We start from the raw sequence: 17,925 nt of genomic DNA on the forward strand, positions 1-17,925 counted from the left end.
TAATTCTTCATATAAACTTAATAAATCCAATGTTGATACAACCATTATAACCTCCTATTCTTAGAATAGGATTTTGCACTTTTCTCTTCTGTTATGTGTATATTAAATAGATATCTTATACTTTCCCACTCAAAGATCTCTACCATATTCTGAAACATTTCATAAGCTTCCTTCTTATATTCTACTAATGGATCATGATGAGCTATAGCTCTTAAACCTATTCCCTCTCTTAAAACATCCATATCATTTAGATGTTCTATCCACAGTTTATCTATCACATATAGTAAAACTAACTTCTGAATCTGCTTCCAAATCTCATCTCCAAACTCTCTCTTTCTTTCCTCAAACTTTTGCTCAATTTGTTCTCTTAATATCTGAAATATTTCATCGTTATCCTTTTCAATTATACTTTTCCAATCACTTGGTAAAAATCCAAATAAGTTTAAAAATAGTTTATGCCAATTCTCTTTATCCTCATTAACAAGCTCTGCAAAAAATCTATCTATTACTCTATTCAAGATCTTTTTAACTAATTCTTCTAAGTCTTCCTCTAATAGGATTTTTCTTCTTTCCCCATAAACTATTTCTCTTTGCTTGTTTAGTACATCATCATATTCTAACAATTGTTTTCTAATTTCAAAGTTCATCTTTTCTACTTTCGCTTGGCTGTTTTCAATTATCCTTGTTAAGATAGGAGATTCAATAGGTTGTCCATCCTCCATTCCCAAGCGAGACATAATACTTTTTATTTGATCACCACCAAATAATCTCAAAAGATCGTCTTCAAGGGATAGGTAAAAACGTGATGATCCTGGATCTCCCTGCCTTCCAGCCCTTCCCCTTAACTGATTATCAATTCTTCTGCTTTCATGTCTTTCTGTTCCTATTACGTGAAGACCACCAAGCTCAACAACTTTTTTCCTTTCTTCTTCACATATTTTTTTATACTCTTCAAGCTTTTTTTCATATTTTGCTCTATCTTTTTCTGGATCTACTTCTTGTCTCGCTAACATCTCAGGATTTCCACCTAAAAGAATATCGGTACCTCTTCCTGCCATATTTGTAGCAATTGTTACCGCTTTATATCTCCCTGCTTGAGCTATAATATATGCCTCTTTTTCATGATATTTTGCATTTAATACTTGGTGAGGTATACCTCGCCTCTTTAGCATTTGACTTAATCTCTCAGATTTCTCAATAGATGTGGTTCCAACCAATACAGGTCTGCCAATTTTATACATCTCCTCTATCTCATTTACTACTGCATTAAATTTCTCCCTTTCTGTCTTATAAATAACATCTGGGTAATTTATTCTTCTTAGAGGTTTATTGGGTGGAATAACTACTACTTCTAAACCATATATTTTTACAAATTCTTCCTCTTCAGTTGCTGCAGTACCAGTCATACCAGCAAGTTTTTTATACATTCTAAAGTAATTTTGAATTGATATGGTAGCTAAAGTAACATTCTCATCCCTTATTCTTACACCTTCTTTTGCTTCTATTGCTTGATGCAACCCATCACTGTATCTTCTCCCAAACATTAATCTACCCGTAAATTCATCTACAATTATTACTTCTCCATCCTTTACTATATAATCCCTATCCCTTTGAAATAAGTTTAATGCTTTCAAACATTGTAATAAAGCATGAGCTAAATCCATATGTTCAAAATCATATAAATCTTTTACTCCAAGAAACTTTTCCGCTTTTCTCAATCCTTCATCAGTTAAGGTGACAGTCTTTGATTTCTCATCTACTATATAATCCTCATCCTTTTTAAGGTATCTCGCTGCCCTTATTGCAAGCTTGTAGATTTGACTGTTACCCTGGGAAGGTCCAGAAATAATTAAAGGTGTTCTTGCCTCATCTATTAGTATACTATCTACCTCATCCACAATAGCGTAATTTAAAGGTCTCTGTACCAAATGTTCCGGAGACATAGCAATATTATCTCTTAGGTAATCAAAACCAAATTCATTATTAGTTCCGTAAGTGATGTCCGCTAAATATGCCTTCTTTCTCTCTAAAATTGGTGTATCATTTTGTAATAATCCTACTGTCAATCCCAAGGATTCATATATAGGTCCCATCCAATACCTATCTCTTTTTGCCAAATAATCATTAACGGTAACAATATGAACACCTTTCCCTTCTAAAGCATTTAAATAGGCAGGCATTGTAGCTACCAAGGTTTTTCCTTCCCCTGTTTGCATTTCCGCTATCTTTCCCTGATGTAAAACAATTCCTCCCATTAATTGAACATCAAAGGGGCGCATACCAACTTTTCTCTTTGCTGTTTCTCTTACTACTGCAAAAGCCTCTATTAGTAAATCATCAAGAGTTGCGCCCCGTTCTAATCTATTTTTGAATTCAAAAGTTTTATTCCTTAATTCCTCATCAGTAAGTTTAGAAATTTCAGGTTCTAATTCATTTATTCTTCTTACATACTCCTCTAATTTTTTTAAAGTCCTTGCATTGGAATCAAAAAGTTTTGATAATAAACCCATCTACTCCTCCTCCGCAATTATAAGCCCATAATTGCCATCCTTTCTTTTATATAATAGTGATATTTTCTCAGTCTCCGCATCTAAGTACAAGAAGAAATCGTGACCAAGCATTTCCATTTGAAGAATTGCTTCCTCTATATCCATAGGTTTTAGTCCAAATTTCTTTACCTTAACAACTTTTGGTTTTGATTCCTCCTCAGAGGATAGATATTCTGAAAGACTTAATGATCTTCTTCCTTTATCTATCATCTTCTCTTTTAGCTTTTTCAATTGTGCCTCTAATTTATCAACAACTAAGTCTACACATGTTCTAAAATCTTGGTTCTCCTCTACTGCTTTAACAATTCTACCATTTACCTTAACAGTTACCTCAACAATATGAGTCTTTCCTGCATCTTTTCTGTCTTCCCCTTTAAAAATTACATCAATCTGAGAAATTTGATCATTAAATCTGGAAAGTTTTGAGAATTTCTTTTCAACATACTCCTGCATAGTGGAAGAAACAGATACATTCTTACCAGTAATATTTATTTGCATAATTAAACCTCCTCCAAATTAATTTATTGCCCTACAGATAACAAAAACATAAATCTTATTACATCTTCCATTTCTCAATTCCTTTGCACATTCCCTTATTGTTGCCCCTGTAGTATAGACGTCATCAACAATTAAAATATTCTTCCCTTCAATATCAACATTTTCCATTAGTTTAAAGGCGTTTTTCACATTTTCCAACCTTTCTGCTCTCCCCAAATTTTTCTGTTCTAATATAGGTCTTTCCTGTTTCAAAGTAGAAACAACAGATAATTGCAATTCTCTACTTAAATATTTCGCAAGAATATAAGATTGATTGTATCCTCTCTTTTTTTCTTTATCTTTCCACATAGGAACATAAGTAATTAAATCAATATCCCAATTCCTGCTCAATATCCTTTCTCTACCCATCTTGGCAAAGGTTTTTGCGATGTAAGGTTTATGCTCAAATTTGAATTTAGATATCAAATCTTCCCAAATTCCTTTATAGTAACCTAAGAATTCAAAACCTTCTATCAAAATATTATTCTCTTTTTTACAATTATAACAAACTTTCTCTGGAAAAGTAAGAGGTGCTCCACATAATAAACAATAGTTTTCTCCAAACTTCAATTTTTCTCTACATTTACTACAAATATATCCTTCTAAATATCTACCACAAAGGACACAGCGCTCAGGGAAGATTATATCTAAAAAGGGTTCGAAAATTTCAAAAAGATTATTCACCTTTAAATTCATCAGGTAACTTGTCTGAAAGTTTGAAATAATATCTAAGAGCTTGAACTATTCTTTCGCTTGCTCTTCCATCCCCATAAGGATTAACAGCATTTGACATCTTCTCATACATTTCTTTATTCATTATTAAGTTAGATACTTCTTCCACAATTTTTTCCCTTGATGTTCCTACTAATTTTACAGTTCCAGCCCTTACTGCTTCTGGTCTCTCAGTGACATCCCTCAAAACTAAAACTGGTTTTCCTATTGAAGGAGCTTCTTCCTGAATACCTCCAGAATCTGTCAATACTAAATAGGAATTAGATATTAAATATACCATTGTACGATAATCTACAGGTGGAATTATAAATACTCTTTCGTGAGATCCTAAAATTGGTGAAAATGCATCCCTTATTAATGGATTAGGATGCATAGGGAAAACTATATAAATATCTTCAAACTTATCTAATAAATCCTTTAAAGCAAGAGCAATATTTTTCATGGGATCTCCCCAATTTTCTCTTCTATGACTTGTTATTAATATCATTTTTTTTCCATCCAATATAGGAACTTCAGAAGGCTTAAAATCACCTAAATTTTTGTATACAAATAAAAAGGCATCAATCACAGTATTTCCAGTAACAAATATTTTATCTTCAGGTATATTCTCCTTAATCAAATTAACTTTAGCTGATTTTGTTGGAGCAAAATGGATATCCGCTAAAACTCCTGTAAGATGCCTATTCATCTCCTCTGGATATGGCTGGTATTTATTATAAGTTCTTAAACCAGCCTCTACATGACCAATAGGAATTTTATAGTAGAAGGCGGATAAACTTGCAGAAAATGTGGTTGTTGTATCTCCGTGAACAAGTACCATATCAGGTTTATCTTTCTCCCATATATCTCTTAATCCCTGTAAAACCTTTACAGTAATATCAGTTAGAGTCTGACCCTCCTCCATAACATTTAAGTCGTAATCCGCATCAAGACCAAATAAATCCATTACCTGATCTAAAAGTTCTCTATGTTGGGCGGATAAAATGATTTGCACAAAAAACTCTTTAGAGTTTTTCAAGGCATAAGCAAGGGGAGCCATTTTTATAGCTTCGGGTCTTGTTCCAAAGACTAAAGCAATCTTAATCATTTCTTAGAAAACTCTTTATAATATCCAATAATCTTATATATTAAGCGAGCCACTATATAATCTGGAGCAATAAAACCAGGAATTGGTGAAAACTCAACCACATCTATTCCTAAAACTCTTTTATTTTTAAAAACTTCCTTTAACAACGAAGTAACCTCAAACCAGTTTAGACCATAAGGCTCTGGTGTTCCTACTGAGGGAATCAATGAAGGGTCAAAAACATCTAAATCCAAAGTGATATAAACATTATCATCTAAGGAATCTATCACTTTGGATAGCCAATTTTTATCCTCTCGGATTTCATATGCCCAAAAAACCTTGATATTTTCTTTCCTATTGATAAAATCTCTTTCTTCTTTTGAAAGACTCCTTATGCCCACCTGAACTAAAGGAAGACTTTCCCCAGCTTTCCTTAGAGCACAAGCATGATGATAAGATGTACCCTCATATTCCTCTCTTAGATCAGCATGGGCGTCCAAATGCAAAACACTAAAACTACCAAATTTTTCTTTATATGCAGATAGTATCCCAATAGTAATAGTATGCTCTCCACCTAAAAAAATTGGAAACTTCCTCTTATTTATTAAATCAATGGTTAAATCTTTTATGTATTTGAGTGGTAAAACTAAGTCGCTAATAGGAAGCAAAGGCTCAGGGTAAGTATAAATACCTATTTCCGCAGGTATTGTATCTAATTCTTCATCATAAAGCTCCAAATTGTAAGATGCGCTTAGAATTGCACTGGGACCTTCTTTTGTACCTTTTCTATAAGAAGTTGTTACCTCATAGGAAAGAGGAACAACAACCACCTGAGCCTTATCAAATGTAACATTAGAAACTCCTGCAAAAGAAGGATTCAGTTTAACCTGCTCCATTTCTACCTCTTCTCAAAAGATGGACAGGAAACTCTCTTCCTCTTACTAAGATCTCCCATTCTATCTTCTCTGGTTTGAATTTTTCTTCAATAATAGCTTTAGCTTTATCTATATCAAATAATTTACAGGAGAAAATATCTATACTTACATAATTTAAATCAGGCCACGTATGAATTGCTATGTGACTTTCTGCAATAATAACTACTCCAGAGACCCCCCAATCCATGGGATCTTCTTCAGGAAGATATCTAATAACATATGGAGGCATGATTTTGTGCATACCAATCATTGTTGGAAGTTCATCAAGAACTCTATATATATAATTGACATCCTCTAATAACTCTTTGGGACACCCATATAAATCTAAAACAAGATGCGGTCCTAACATCTCTCTTCTCTCTATACCCCTTTCCTTTTAAAATTCAAAGCTAAATATACATCAAACCCCCCTCTATGTCAATAATAATTTTTTATTTATTCTTTTCCATATCTACCCTTATAGGGGACAGGAATGTATTGAACCGATGGTTTTCCAGTTTGAGTTTGAGGGTATAAACTCATTAATGCATAAATCTCAGGAGGTAAACCTACTTTTACAGGGAGGCCAATTTTTATTGCCTCTTCAACAGTAATTGGATAATCATGAGTCCATCTTCCAGACGTTAAAATCTCTGCAATTTCCATAGCTTTTTCTTCAGACATGTTATTATTCCTCAGAAGTTCATAAACTGCATTCTTAACCTGATTCATAGCTTTTTCTGCTATATCTGCCAGAATAAGAGTTTTATCTTCAACCTTATCTATACCTTTTTTATTTACTGCGGAAAGAATGGATGCCGCTGGATACTCTCCAAGTTGAGGATCAACAGGACCTAAAACTGCATTCTCATCCATGACTATCTCATCAGCAGCAAGGGCAATAAAAGTTCCACCAGACATAGCATAATGAGGAACAAACACAGTAACTTTTCCTTTATGTTGACTTAAGGCATGAGCAATCTGTTCTGCTGCTAAAACTAACCCACCTGGAGTGTGCAATACTAAATCAATTGGCATATCTTCAGGAGTTAATCTAATTGCCCTTAAAACTTCCTCTGAATCTTCTATATTAATGTATCTTGCAATAGGAACACCCAAAAGGCTCATAGCTTCTTGACGATGAATTAAAGTTATTACTCTAGATCCCCTCTTTTTCTCCAAAGATTGGATTATTCTATATCTTTCCGCCTCAATTATCCTCTGTCTTACAATTGGAGAAAAGGCGGATATTAAAAATATTAACCAAAAAATATCCCAAAACATTAAATATACACCTCCTTAGTAATAGTAAAAATGGTATCTTCTATATTTTTTTAATCTTGGAGCAAGAATTAATCCAAAAACAAACCCTCCAATATGAGCCCACCAAGCAACTCCCCCTGTAAATTCATATAAGGCTAAAGAAAACATTCCAGAAAAAAGTTGAATTAAAAACCAAAAAAGTAAGTAAAAACCTGCAGGAATATAAATGAATTCTATAAAAAATCCTAATATGGCAAAAGTTAAAATTTTTGCGCTAGGAAAATAAACTAAATATGCTCCTAAAACACCCGCTATTGCCCCACTTGCTCCTATAGTGGGAATTAATTTATTAAAACTAAAAATTCCCTGCACTAAGTTGGCAAATATTCCTGCTGAAAGATAAAAAATTAGATATCTAAAATGTCCCATACTATCTTCCACATTGTCCCCAAAGATATATAAATATAACATGTTTCCCAAGATATGAGCCCATCCTCCATGTAAAAAGATAGAGGTAAACAAAGTGAGAATATTATGAGGGAACATGGATAATTCGAATAGCCGTTGAGGAATAAAACCATATTTCCAAAATACGAACTCTCGTAAATTATTACCCAAACTCAATTCCCAAAAAAACACAATAAAATTAATCACAATAAGGGTAATATTTACAATTGGAAACCTTCTTGATGGTATATTATCCTTTAAAGGTATCATATTGCTCTAAATTATAGCAGTTGCTTCAATTTCAATACGTACATCCTTTGGAAGTCTTGAAACCTCTACTGTTGAGCGTGCAGGTGGCTTATCTTTAAAGTATTCTGCATAAACTTCATTCATTTGAGAAAACTCCTCAAGGCTTTTCAGAAAAACTGTTGTTTTAACTATATTTTCTAAACTTCCTCCTATACTTTCAATTATAGCCTTTATATTTTCTATTACTCTTTTAGTTTGTTCTTTAATGTCCCCTTCCACCAAATTTCCAGTTTTTGGATCTATAGGTATTTGACCAGATATAAAAACAAAATTTCCAACTTTGATCGCCTGAGAATACGGACCTATAGCTTTGGGTGCATTATCGGTGAAAATAACTTCCTTCATGATTGCCCTCCTCAATTAAATTTTTAATAATCTCCTTTGCCTTAAGAAAAGCCTTTGTCCTATGGCTTATCTTATTCTTATCTTCATTAGATAATTCGCCAAAAGTTTTTCTTAGGGGTGGATAATAAAATATGGGATCATAACCAAAACCAAAATTTCCCTTAATTTCCCAATTTATATACCCCTGAACTCTTTCTTCAATAAAAATTGGATTTTCTTTATCTTCAGGAGTTATTATAGCTAAACAACATACAAATTCTGCCACTCTATCCTCCCATTCCACATTCTTCATCTTATCAAGAATCAAACGCATTCTCTCTTCATAGGATATATCTCCTAAATATCTTGAAGAGTATATGCCAGGTTCATTATTCAAAAATTTAATCTCTAAACCAGAGTCCTCTCCTATTGCAGGAAGATTTGTTTTTTCACACACATAGAGTGCCTTTATAAGAGCATTTTCTCTATATGAGGATCCACTTTCTTCTGGTAACTCATATATAGAAAATTCCTTTGGACTAACCAAAAACCCTGAAATATCCTTTAATATTTCCTTTATTTCTCTTATTTTGTTATCATTCATGGTCGCTAAAACAATTTTTCTCATAATAACCCCAAAACCCTTTTTTGTGCTTCTATTAACTGTGCAATACCTTTTTGAGCTAAACTTAGCATTTTTTCTAACTGCTCAAGGGTAAAAGGAGTTTTTTCTGCTGTTCCCTGTATCTCTACAATTTTAAAAGTCTCAGTCATTACAACATTAAAATCAACTTCCGCTCTCATATCTTCTTGAGCTGCTAAATCCAAAAGAATCTCATTATCGAGTATCCCTACTGAAACTGCTGCTAAAAATTCCTTTATGGGAAATTCTTTTATAACTCCCTCTCTTTTTAATTTAGTCAGTGCATCATAGAGAGCTACAAAAGCACCAGTAATAGCAGCTGTTCTTGTGCCTCCATCCGCCTGAATTACATCTGCATCAACCCATATAGTTCTCTCTCCTAACTTACTTAAGTCAACAACTGCCCTCAAGGATCTACCAATGAGTCTTTGAATTTCATGAGACCTTCCATTTATCATGCCTTTTGTTACATCTCTCACCTTTCTTTCAGGTGTTGAGCCAGGTAACATTCCATATTCTGCTGTAAGCCAGCCTTGATTTGTTCCTTTTAAAAAAGGAGGTACTTTATCTTCTATCGAGACAGCACATAAAACTTTCGTTTCTCCCATCTCTATTAATACAGAACCTAAAGGATATTTAAGATAGTTTCTAAATATACGTATAGGTCTTAAATCCGAATTACTTCTTTTATCCGCTCTTATCATACTCTTACCCTTTCTCCTTTAGTATTTTTAATACCTTATTATACTCTTCCATACTTACAAAACCAACTAAAAGAAAACAATCATCAATAGGTGAATATATGTATTCTGGATACAATACGAACTCATCTATTTTACCAGTACTTTCTACATGCAAACGAGGACCTGTACATTTAATAATCTTATCACCAATCTTTATATGCTGAGAATCATAATAGCTAACAGGTAAATTCATAGATATATACTTTCTTACTTCTTGCTCAATCAAGTCAATCTCTATATGAGGTTTTTCTTTGAGAAATATAACAAATCCATGTATAACATCACTATGAGCTTCTATTAATCTCGAATATCCATAATCTTCTAAGACAATTCCTGTTAAGTCTTCTGCGGTATGAGCTTTTAACCGGAATTCGAGAGATTTAAAAACTATATCCGCAATTTCCTGAGGTTCTGGACCAAATATGTTTGGTCTTACTATAATAACCTCTTCACCAATACCTATTAGTATATCCGCATTCCTCTTTAAATAAGGGTATATTACTTCAAAATGTTCCACTACAACCTTTCTATCCTTTTCTAAAGCTCTTTTAATTGCTTCTGCCAATATATAAATTGATACAAAGGCAAGCTCAAACCTTACATCAACATGATAAATATAATCCCTGAAAACATTCCTTTCATAATCTTCTAATAATGGTAATGGACGTCTATATATTCCTTCATCATCATTTGTTAGATTTAGTCCTGGAAAGAGCCCTCTTATCAATAGAGATTTTCCAGAGCCAGCAGAACCTATTATACCTATCAATTTATCGAAGGGTGAAAGATAATTGTGAGAAATTATATTGCCAAGAAGAACTAAACGTGCCTCTCCTCTTGGAGCATAATAAACGGCTTGTCTTAGTAGAACTTTCTCGCTTTTCATTTTTCTAAATAATAATCTCTACCAGAGGAGTCTATTGCTACCATTACAGGAAAATCATATAGTTCTAAGAGATAAATTGCTTCCGGACCTAAATCTTCATATCCAACAAGCTGGAACCTCTTTATTCTCTCAGAAAAATAAGCACCTGCTCCTCCTACTGTAGCAAAATAAATACCTTTGTATTTTCTAATAGCAGTTCTAACTTCTTCTCCTCTCTTTCCTTTACCAATAAATCCTTTTACTCCTTTTTCCAGCAAAATTGGAACATAGGGATCCATTCTCATACTTGTAGTTGGACCACAAGCCCCAATAATTCTCCCAGGAGGAGTGGGAGAGGGTCCCATATAATATATTACTGAGCCTTCTAATTGAAAGGGAAGTTTTTCTCCTCTCATTAAAGACTCAACTATTCTCTTATGGGCAGCATCCCTTGCAGAATAGCATTCTCCATATAATCTAACCCACTCTCCAACCTTTAAATCCTCAATAACTTCATCCTTTAATGGTAAATAAATTTTCCTCATATAACAATTTCACCCCATCTTACAGCAGAACACTGCAAAGTAACTGCCAAAGGAAGACCTGCTATATGGGTAGGAAAGCTTTCTACAAATACATCTAAAGCTGTTAATTTTCCCCCAAAACCCCCAGGACCAATATTTAGATCATTTACTCTTCTCAATATCTCTTCCTCTAATCTTCTTAAATGCTCTTTATCGTTTCTTTTAAAAAGGGGTCTCATTATAGCCTTTTTAGATAAATAGACAGCTTTTTCCATTGTACCACCTAAACCAACACCAATTATTAAAGGAGGACATGCATTAGGTCCGTAGTTTTTTACATGCTCAACTACAATATTTATAATTTCCTCTTCGGACGTTGTTGGCAGAAGCATCTTAACCATACTGGCATTTTCACTCCCAAATCCTTTTATCATTACACTAATCTTTAAATTATCTCCTGGAATATAGTCCCAATGAACAATTGGTGGTGTATTATCAAAGGTATTTTCTCTTATGATAGGGTCTTTTACTACAGATGGTCTTAAATAATTATTCAAATATACTTCTCTCACTGCTTTGTTTAAATAATCCATTATAGGACCCTCAATACATACATCTTCTCCTTTTTCAATAAAGATTAAAACCATCCCACAATCTTGACAAATAGGGATTTTCTTCTCCTTTGCAATTTGGGAATTTTCTATTAGAATATCCAAAACAATCTTAGCATTAATATTTTCTTCTTCATTCCTTTTTCTTTTCCATTCTAACAAAACATCATCCCTAACATTAAAATTTACATACTCAATTAATTCTTTAACCTTTTCGTAAATTTCATTAGCATTAACCATTCTCATCTTCTATCTCAACCTCCAAAAGAGGAGCATGTTGTTGGGCACCATAAACGTCAGAATCTCCAAAATCTCCAGAGGATATGTATCTTTTAATATTAGCTTTTACAGCAAAAGCTGGATCAAAATAAAAAACAGATAATACATCCTCAGGAGGAATATTATATAAGCTTGCCCACCAATCAGAAGAGAAATAATTTCTTTTTTTCAATTTATAATACATTTGTTCATCTTTAAAAATTATGTCAATTGTTATAATAAAGGGACCACTATTCTTTGTCCTTATCACCCTCGCAATATCAATTAATTTCATATCTCAAACCTCTTTTTTAATGATAGAAATATCTAAATAATTTTCTTTAATGAGATGATAAATAGAGAATCTAAAAACTTCTCCCCATATTACATCAGAAGGAGAAAAAGGAAAAGCCAGGTTACCAGCAGTAGATATTCTTCCAGGATATCCATAATGAAGAAGAGTAGATCTAATAAAACCTATAACAGTCTTCGCAATTTTTTCGTTTTCACTAAGAACTTCAATTAAAAGTCCTATCTCATGACAAGCTTCTTTATTTTTCTCCCATTTTCCCATTACACCATTTTTCCCATACAAATGGAAATGTATTTTAAACTTATCTATCCAATCTGGAAAATTTTCTTTTGTTATTAATTCCATTTCACTTAGTATATTATCTATCTGTGATATAAATATAGGATCTCTAATTCCTGCAAAACATACGCTTCTAAAACCAATAAATTCTGCTCCTTCAATCTTTATCCATTTTTCCTTTGGTGGTATAAACTTTGTACCAGTCACCCTTACCATTCTCTCATTAATTTGAGAAAACTTTGTTTCTTCTAAAGAGATAGTTCCATCAGGACCTGCTAAGTGATAAGGATCTGACTTTTCGTATAGAGTATGGGCAGAGACTGAAAGCACTGTGCACCTTCTTCTTGGATTAAGAGGAAAAACATCAAAATAATCTGAGCTTAGGACTCCTATTAAACCATCTCTTCCGCTACCAGGTTCACTGGCAATAGCTCCACATTCCAAGATTTTGCCTAAATGCAAAGAAAGTCCCATATCATAACCTTTCATAACAGGTATTACTGCAAAAGGTGCTGGATCGTAGCTTCTCCCAGCAATAATTACTTGAGCATCTTCCTTTATCGCTTCCATAAATGGTTCTATACCAATCTGAGCAGTAATATTTGTGCATCTATCAATTATACTTTCATTCAGCTCAAAAGAGCCATCTAAACTACGAATATTTCCATCTTTCAATGCCTTTTTTACTCTTTCTTTATCCACATCAGTGTAAATAATAGAAACCTTAAAATGAATATTTAATTCTTTACATAGACTTTCTACTATAGAATAGGTGAAGTCCACTGATGATTTTGTCCCACATCCTCCAGCACTTCCAATTATTAAGGGAATATCCAAATCTTTAGCCAAAGTCAATAGTAGTGATAGATCTCTCTTTACTGCCTCAGCCTCAACAAAAGATATACCCTTTCCTAAATAATAAGGACCAGGATCTGTAGAACCTGCATCTACCGCAATTAAATCAGGTTTTTCCCTATAAGCTTCCTTATGACTTTCTAAAGGAAAACCATAACCCAATATAGCAGTTGGTGAATAAATCTTAATCATTTATTTATAACCTCTCGCATTAAGAATAGCTATTGTTCTCTCCATCTCATTGTTTACAATCATCAACCCCTCATCAACACCCATGCCAGGCTTTGCTAATATCTGATCCGCCTGAGTTGCTAATGCAATATGGACCGATATTTGGGCAGATCTATCTGTTTCATTACATGTTCCTCCAACATAAGCACCAACTTTATTTTTCTTACACAATAATACCGCTTCTATTGACTTGTGAATGCTACCAAGGACAGGAGTCTTTATTTGTATCATATCTACAGCATCAGCATTTATAAAGTCTTTTATATCTTCCAAACTATTACACCACTCATCCGCAACAATCTCCACATGAATTCCTTTCTCACGCAAAGCTCTTTTCAACTTACTTAGATATTCAATTTGAGCCTCTTTGTTTTCCAAATCTACAGGACCTTCAATTCTAAGCTTATAAGGATAGGCAATTTTTTCTAACTGAGCAAAATAATTAGTAATCTCCTCTAAATTGTAATTAAAGGCTATGCCAATAGTTCCATATACATCTATATGGAAGATTGGCTTATAATTTTCATCTCCCAAAATCTTCACCCTCTCCTTTATCCAACCCAAGTATTCTATTAATTTTTCGCCTCTCCATCCCAACTTCGTTTCTACATTATTAATTAGTCCGTGAGGTAATACATCCGCCCTCTTCATGATCATCTTATCAACATTGTTGTATCTGTCATCTCCCGACTGACAAAATATAGGTACTCTTTTGGCAACTACTGGTAGATTATACTCCTCCGCTATTATTTCAGTCATGGTTTTTCTCTGACTTTTGGAAAAAGCATCAAGAACTGCCTGTGTTAAGCCATATCTAAGTGCGGAGTGTAGCTTAATTGTTCCTATATTCCAATCTTCAATTATCTCTGATAGTTCTCTAAAACTTCTCCATTCTTTGTTTACAATGTTAGGATAAATAATATCGGTGATAATTTCTACAAAGTCTTTTGCTCTAAATAGTGGCTCCCTTCCACCAGCACCAGAGTATTGTATTGCAGCACAATCTCCGAAAGCTATAGAGTCATCCTCCAAGATAAATATTATTGATAAACTTTCTCCCTTTTGGCGAACTGCGTTAAAACCATTTGTCAATGGAACACCTCTATAAGCAAAACCATCCTCTCTTGCACCTGCTTTTATGGCTCTTTGATCATCAAAATAAAAACCCGAAAGCCCAATAGAATATAAAGCCTTTTTTATTCTCATAGTTATCTATCTCCTTGGTCTTCCTATTAATCTTCCTCTACTTATAGCATAAATATCATCTAACACCATTTGGAAAGAAACAGGTCTTTTCTCAAACTTAGCTCTCTCTTCTAATTTCTCTCTATGATAATTTTTAATCTCTTCAGGTATTGGGATGTTTCCAAAATCAAAAAATCTTATAGCTCCATTATTATCCCGTACAGGCATGACTCTACCTAAAGCATATTTACTTGGAGCAAAAGGAACATCTAATACTCCAGCAGAAAAAGCCCTTACTGTTCCTATTAAGAAATCACCATCGCCCAACTCATAAACCTTGTTTAAAATGCTGAGCACTTCATTTTTTATAATCTCTTCCTCTTCTGAAATTAATTTCTCGTCTATAAAGTTTTGATTTTCTAACATTTGCATTATTTGTCTTGTATTCCTTAATGCTTCGCCATTTGCTTCTTTTGTAGGAATTCCAATTGCTTCCTGTGGAGTCTTAACAATAATCTTACTTGCAGGAGCCAAAACACCAGGAATAGTTCCATAACTTATAACTGCAAAGGCTTTTGCATAATCTTCAGGAAATCCTCCCATCCAATGATGAAAAACTGTCGTTACATGTACATCATAGTAACCAAAATCATTTAAGAATTTCTTTGTGAGATTATACATAACCCTTACTGCAGCTACATCCTGAATTAAATTACCTCCCTGTCCATATCCTACGCTTATACTCTTTACCCCCTGTTCAGCTGCAAGAAGTGCCTCTATGATTCCTATACTAATTGATATGCAAGGTGGAACTAAAGTGCCCGTTAGAGGTCCAAAGGACTCTCTATTTATAATAATTCCATGATTTGCATAATATCCTACCAGATAATCCACATATTGCCAATAAAGGAGAGAAGTTTCTAAGGGTACATCCTTTGCGTATGGTATATTATAAGAAATTCCTCCCCCCTCAAAAGAAGTAAAACCAGAGCATAAAGTTATTTCTGCTAATAGTCTTGCATCAGGAGATCCATGTCTTACTTCCACAGGAACATTAACATTTTCTATTATCTCTCTACATCCTTTTACTCCATAGTTTACTGCTGGAAAACCATTTAAAAGATGTCTTCCTTCTCTTAAACTTTCTTCAAGACCATTTTGAGCTTCCTTATATCTATTCTGGCGAGTGTAACTATCAATTGTTGTAGGTAACAAATCTGCACCATTTTCCTCTAAATACTTAAGTAGTTCTATATGATCCTTTAATATAGGAACTCCAGCCCGTGGCTGTAATAGTATCTTTTTCTCTTTCTCTGCAGTTTTTAACACATAATCACACCTTTTATTATCAGGAAGACTTTTCTGATATTCTATTCCAAGATTAAGATCTACTTCTTTGCCAGTAATCCACGTATTTAAAACTTCATCTCTCATCCTAAAAAAATAATTCTCATCCCATCTTTTATTTTTTAATATCATTAGACCTTTCCTCCTTTGAAACCCTTACAATATATTTTGAGATTAGTTTATCAGATTTCTCTGGGAAAATTTCTGAAATTAAACCTATTGCATATAATATATACTCCTTGTCAATAAAAATATCTGGATTTTTAGGTTTAAGAACAAAAGGTTCATTTGGATTAAATAAGGCAAAGGATATTGATTTCAAATTATATGGGTTATAAATTAAAGGTCCACCAGTACCTATTAAAGCCCTTACATCAGTTAAATCTTTTCCATACTGAAAGTACAAACTTCCCATAGGAGAATAAACAACCTCAATATGTCCCACATGTCTTCTTACTGCTATATCTATTGCAACAGAAGCCAATACATGATCAAAATATATGTCTTCTTCTTTTGTTGGAATAAAATCCGTATTCTCTGACAAAAATTTCACCTTTTCTCTATAGGAATTGAGATTACCCAATAAATTTTTCCATACTTCTTCACTTACAGCTTCCCATAACGAGTAAGCACTAACCCTAACCCCTAAATCTCCCTCGACAGTTCTCTTTACATAAGGTTCTGGTAATCCTTTTAAAATAACAAAACTTTGAGTTGGTTTTCCAGACGCAACAGAACAAACATCAGTGGTAGCTCCACCTACATCAACTAGCATTGTTTCTCCATTTAAACTTGAAAACTTCTCACATGCCTTCAGTACTGCAAGAGGAGTAGGCATTACTATACTATCTACAAATTTTTTTGCCTTATCCAATCCCTTTGATATTATTAATCTTTCTAAAAAAATCTCTCTTATCTTGCTTTGAACAGGTGTTATATTTAATACACCAAATTCTGGCATTACATTTTCAGTTATATAAATTTCCTTTTTTGCTTTCTCAAATATCCTATGAACCTCATCAGCTACATCCTTATTTCCAGCATAAATGACTGGTATATCTAAATCTAAACTACTAAGTTTTTTAGCATTAATAAGAGGGTAATATTTGTTTCCGCCATCTGTTCCGCCCGCCAAAACTATCAAATCAGGTTTCAATCTATAAATTTCATCCAAATCACTTTCCGAAAGTTCATAGCTATAGGTTTTTATCACCTTTGCACCAGCACCAAGGGAGGCTCTTTTTGCTGCCTCTGCAGTTAAATCTGGGACTAAACCAACTGCTACAATTCTTAACCCACCTTTTGCACTACTTGTTGCTCTTCTCACGTCAAAATCTTCTATTTTCTTACCTGTCTGCTTAAAAACTTCAGATAATGCATTATTTAATCCTATAGTTATATCAATATTTGCTGTTGACGGAGCTTTAGCCTTGGCAATAAGCTCGCATTTATCCAAATCAAAAGCAGATACCTTAGTAAAAGTACTACCCAAATCAAAAAACAATCCCAGCATACTACTTAAGTCCTAAATCCTTTTTTAGATCTTCTATAACTTCATCAGGCAGTGTCTTTGGTGGATAAACTCTATGAAATCCAAGTTGCTTAAATTTTTCTTCTACTTCTTTCCAATCTTTCTGCCCTACACCTAAATTACCACCTATATAGAGGATAATGTTTTCCAAACCTGCTTCAATCAATTTTTCTTTAAAACCTTGACAATCTAATTCAGCGTGTCCATATAAAGAAGAAACCAATATAGCCCTTGCTCCTGTCTCTAATGCAGCCTTGATAAAGTCCTCTTGAGAAGATAAGACCCCAATATTTACAACATCAAATCCCGCATTCCTTAATGCATAATCCAAAACTCTTAAGCCTACTGCATGTACATCCGCTCCAATAACACCAAGGACAATAGTCTTTTCTCCCATAC

Annotated in this window: 20 protein-coding genes; all 20 read right to left on the minus strand. The window is 33.6% G+C overall.

The features are described from left to right. Positions 1-44 precede the first annotated feature (44 nt). A complete protein-coding gene (locus CBR30_02280) occupies positions 45-2,510 on the minus strand; it encodes a preprotein translocase subunit SecA (protein ID PMQ02486.1) in 2,466 nt (821 codons plus the stop codon). Continuing rightward, entirely contained in the window at positions 2,511-3,047 is a 537-nt protein-coding gene (gene raiA, locus CBR30_02285) for a ribosomal subunit interface protein (protein PMQ02487.1), read from the minus strand. Positions 3,048-3,065: 18 nt separating this feature from the next. Beyond that, complete coding sequence (locus CBR30_02290) at positions 3,066-3,782, minus strand: hypothetical protein (GenBank protein PMQ02488.1); 717 nt, start codon at positions 3,780-3,782, stop codon at positions 3,066-3,068. Then, entirely contained in the window at positions 3,763-4,905 is a 1,143-nt protein-coding gene (locus CBR30_02295; protein PMQ02489.1) for a UDP-N-acetylglucosamine 2-epimerase (non-hydrolyzing), read from the minus strand. Before CBR30_02295 ends, CBR30_02290 begins: the two co-directional genes overlap by 20 nt. Then, positions 4,902-5,780, minus strand: a complete 879-nt coding sequence (gene speB / locus CBR30_02300) for an agmatinase (protein PMQ02490.1) — start codon at positions 5,778-5,780, stop codon at positions 4,902-4,904. The genes CBR30_02295 and speB overlap by 4 nt, the downstream gene beginning before the upstream one ends. Continuing rightward, positions 5,767-6,168, minus strand: coding sequence for an adenosylmethionine decarboxylase (speD, locus tag CBR30_02305; protein ID PMQ02491.1), 402 nt, complete (start codon positions 6,166-6,168; stop codon positions 5,767-5,769). The genes speB and speD overlap by 14 nt, the downstream gene beginning before the upstream one ends. 86 nt (positions 6,169-6,254) lie before the next feature. Then, a complete protein-coding gene (locus CBR30_02310) occupies positions 6,255-7,082 on the minus strand; it encodes a hypothetical protein (protein ID PMQ02492.1) in 828 nt (275 codons plus the stop codon). Positions 7,083-7,097: 15 nt separating this feature from the next. Beyond that, positions 7,098-7,778, minus strand: a complete 681-nt coding sequence (locus CBR30_02315) for a rhomboid family intramembrane serine protease (protein ID PMQ02493.1) — start codon at positions 7,776-7,778, stop codon at positions 7,098-7,100. A 6-nt stretch (positions 7,779-7,784) separates the two neighbouring features. After that, a complete protein-coding gene (locus CBR30_02320; GenBank protein PMQ02494.1) occupies positions 7,785-8,162 on the minus strand; it encodes a reactive intermediate/imine deaminase in 378 nt (125 codons plus the stop codon). After that, entirely contained in the window at positions 8,137-8,772 is a 636-nt protein-coding gene (gene rdgB / locus CBR30_02325; GenBank protein PMQ02495.1) for a non-canonical purine NTP pyrophosphatase, RdgB/HAM1 family, read from the minus strand. The genes CBR30_02320 and rdgB overlap by 26 nt, the downstream gene beginning before the upstream one ends. Beyond that, entirely contained in the window at positions 8,766-9,488 is a 723-nt protein-coding gene (locus CBR30_02330; protein ID PMQ02496.1) for a ribonuclease PH, read from the minus strand. Before CBR30_02330 ends, rdgB begins: the two co-directional genes overlap by 7 nt. A gap of 4 nt (positions 9,489-9,492) precedes the next feature. After that, positions 9,493-10,413 carry a lantibiotic ABC transporter gene (locus CBR30_02335; GenBank protein PMQ02497.1) on the minus strand — a complete coding sequence of 307 codons (921 nt, stop codon included), beginning with the start codon at positions 10,411-10,413 and terminating at the stop codon, positions 9,493-9,495. Continuing rightward, positions 10,410-10,937 carry a fumarate hydratase gene (locus tag CBR30_02340; GenBank protein PMQ02498.1) on the minus strand — a complete coding sequence of 176 codons (528 nt, stop codon included), beginning with the start codon at positions 10,935-10,937 and terminating at the stop codon, positions 10,410-10,412. The genes CBR30_02335 and CBR30_02340 overlap by 4 nt, the downstream gene beginning before the upstream one ends. After that, positions 10,934-11,773 (minus strand): fumarate hydratase, encoded by an 840-nt coding sequence (locus CBR30_02345; protein PMQ02499.1) that lies wholly within the window; start codon positions 11,771-11,773, stop codon positions 10,934-10,936. Before CBR30_02345 ends, CBR30_02340 begins: the two co-directional genes overlap by 4 nt. Then, on the minus strand, positions 11,760-12,080 hold the full coding sequence (locus CBR30_02350; GenBank protein ID PMQ02500.1) for an acyl-CoA synthetase: 321 nt from the start codon (positions 12,078-12,080) through the stop codon (positions 11,760-11,762). Before CBR30_02350 ends, CBR30_02345 begins: the two co-directional genes overlap by 14 nt. A 3-nt stretch (positions 12,081-12,083) precedes the next feature. Continuing rightward, the gene (locus tag CBR30_02355) at positions 12,084-13,424 is read right to left on the minus strand and encodes a 3-methylaspartate ammonia-lyase (protein PMQ02501.1); all 1,341 of its coding nucleotides are present in this window, start codon (positions 13,422-13,424) and stop codon (positions 12,084-12,086) included. After that, a complete protein-coding gene (locus tag CBR30_02360; GenBank protein ID PMQ02502.1) occupies positions 13,425-14,669 on the minus strand; it encodes a methylaspartate ammonia-lyase in 1,245 nt (414 codons plus the stop codon). Between the two features lie 6 nt (positions 14,670-14,675). Next, complete coding sequence (locus CBR30_02365; protein PMQ02503.1) at positions 14,676-16,127, minus strand: methylaspartate mutase subunit E; 1,452 nt, start codon at positions 16,125-16,127, stop codon at positions 14,676-14,678. Beyond that, a complete protein-coding gene (locus tag CBR30_02370) occupies positions 16,111-17,508 on the minus strand; it encodes a glutamate mutase (protein PMQ02504.1) in 1,398 nt (465 codons plus the stop codon). The genes CBR30_02365 and CBR30_02370 overlap by 17 nt, the downstream gene beginning before the upstream one ends. A 1-nt stretch (position 17,509) precedes the next feature. Continuing rightward, entirely contained in the window at positions 17,510-17,923 is a 414-nt protein-coding gene (locus CBR30_02375; GenBank protein PMQ02505.1) for a methylaspartate mutase subunit S, read from the minus strand. Positions 17,924-17,925 lie beyond the last annotated feature (2 nt).

Origin of the sequence: Dictyoglomus sp. NZ13-RE01 (assembly GCA_002878375.1) — a bacterium.
In the GTDB taxonomy this organism is placed as follows: Bacteria; Dictyoglomota; Dictyoglomia; order Dictyoglomales; family Dictyoglomaceae; genus NZ13-RE01.

Bases quoted from the DNA above. Each gene is read 5' to 3' on its own strand.
- CBR30_02280 (PMQ02486.1), bottom strand. From the start codon at position 2,510: ATGGGTTTATTATCAAAACTTTTTGATTCCAATGCAAGGACTTTAAAA.
- raiA (PMQ02487.1), bottom strand. From the start codon at position 3,047: ATGCAAATAAATATTACTGGTAAGAATGTATCTGTTTCTTCCACTATG.
- CBR30_02290 (PMQ02488.1), bottom strand. From the start codon at position 3,782: ATGAATTTAAAGGTGAATAATCTTTTTGAAATTTTCGAACCCTTTTTA.
- CBR30_02295 (PMQ02489.1), bottom strand. From the start codon at position 4,905: ATGATTAAGATTGCTTTAGTCTTTGGAACAAGACCCGAAGCTATAAAA.
- speB (PMQ02490.1), bottom strand. From the start codon at position 5,780: ATGGAGCAGGTTAAACTGAATCCTTCTTTTGCAGGAGTTTCTAATGTT.
- speD (PMQ02491.1), bottom strand. From the start codon at position 6,168: ATGTTAGGACCGCATCTTGTTTTAGATTTATATGGGTGTCCCAAAGAG.
- CBR30_02310 (PMQ02492.1), bottom strand. From the start codon at position 7,082: ATGTTTTGGGATATTTTTTGGTTAATATTTTTAATATCCGCCTTTTCT.
- CBR30_02315 (PMQ02493.1), bottom strand. From the start codon at position 7,778: ATGATACCTTTAAAGGATAATATACCATCAAGAAGGTTTCCAATTGTA.
- CBR30_02320 (PMQ02494.1), bottom strand. From the start codon at position 8,162: ATGAAGGAAGTTATTTTCACCGATAATGCACCCAAAGCTATAGGTCCG.
- CBR30_02330 (PMQ02496.1), bottom strand. From the start codon at position 9,488: ATGATAAGAGCGGATAAAAGAAGTAATTCGGATTTAAGACCTATACGT.
- CBR30_02335 (PMQ02497.1), bottom strand. From the start codon at position 10,413: ATGAAAAGCGAGAAAGTTCTACTAAGACAAGCCGTTTATTATGCTCCA.
- CBR30_02340 (PMQ02498.1), bottom strand. From the start codon at position 10,937: ATGAGGAAAATTTATTTACCATTAAAGGATGAAGTTATTGAGGATTTA.
- CBR30_02345 (PMQ02499.1), bottom strand. From the start codon at position 11,773: ATGAGAATGGTTAATGCTAATGAAATTTACGAAAAGGTTAAAGAATTA.
- CBR30_02350 (PMQ02500.1), bottom strand. From the start codon at position 12,080: ATGAAATTAATTGATATTGCGAGGGTGATAAGGACAAAGAATAGTGGT.
- CBR30_02355 (PMQ02501.1), bottom strand. From the start codon at position 13,424: ATGATTAAGATTTATTCACCAACTGCTATATTGGGTTATGGTTTTCCT.
- CBR30_02360 (PMQ02502.1), bottom strand. From the start codon at position 14,669: ATGAGAATAAAAAAGGCTTTATATTCTATTGGGCTTTCGGGTTTTTAT.
- CBR30_02365 (PMQ02503.1), bottom strand. From the start codon at position 16,127: ATGATATTAAAAAATAAAAGATGGGATGAGAATTATTTTTTTAGGATG.
- CBR30_02370 (PMQ02504.1), bottom strand. From the start codon at position 17,508: ATGCTGGGATTGTTTTTTGATTTGGGTAGTACTTTTACTAAGGTATCT.
- CBR30_02375 (PMQ02505.1), bottom strand. From the start codon at position 17,923: ATGGGAGAAAAGACTATTGTCCTTGGTGTTATTGGAGCGGATGTACAT.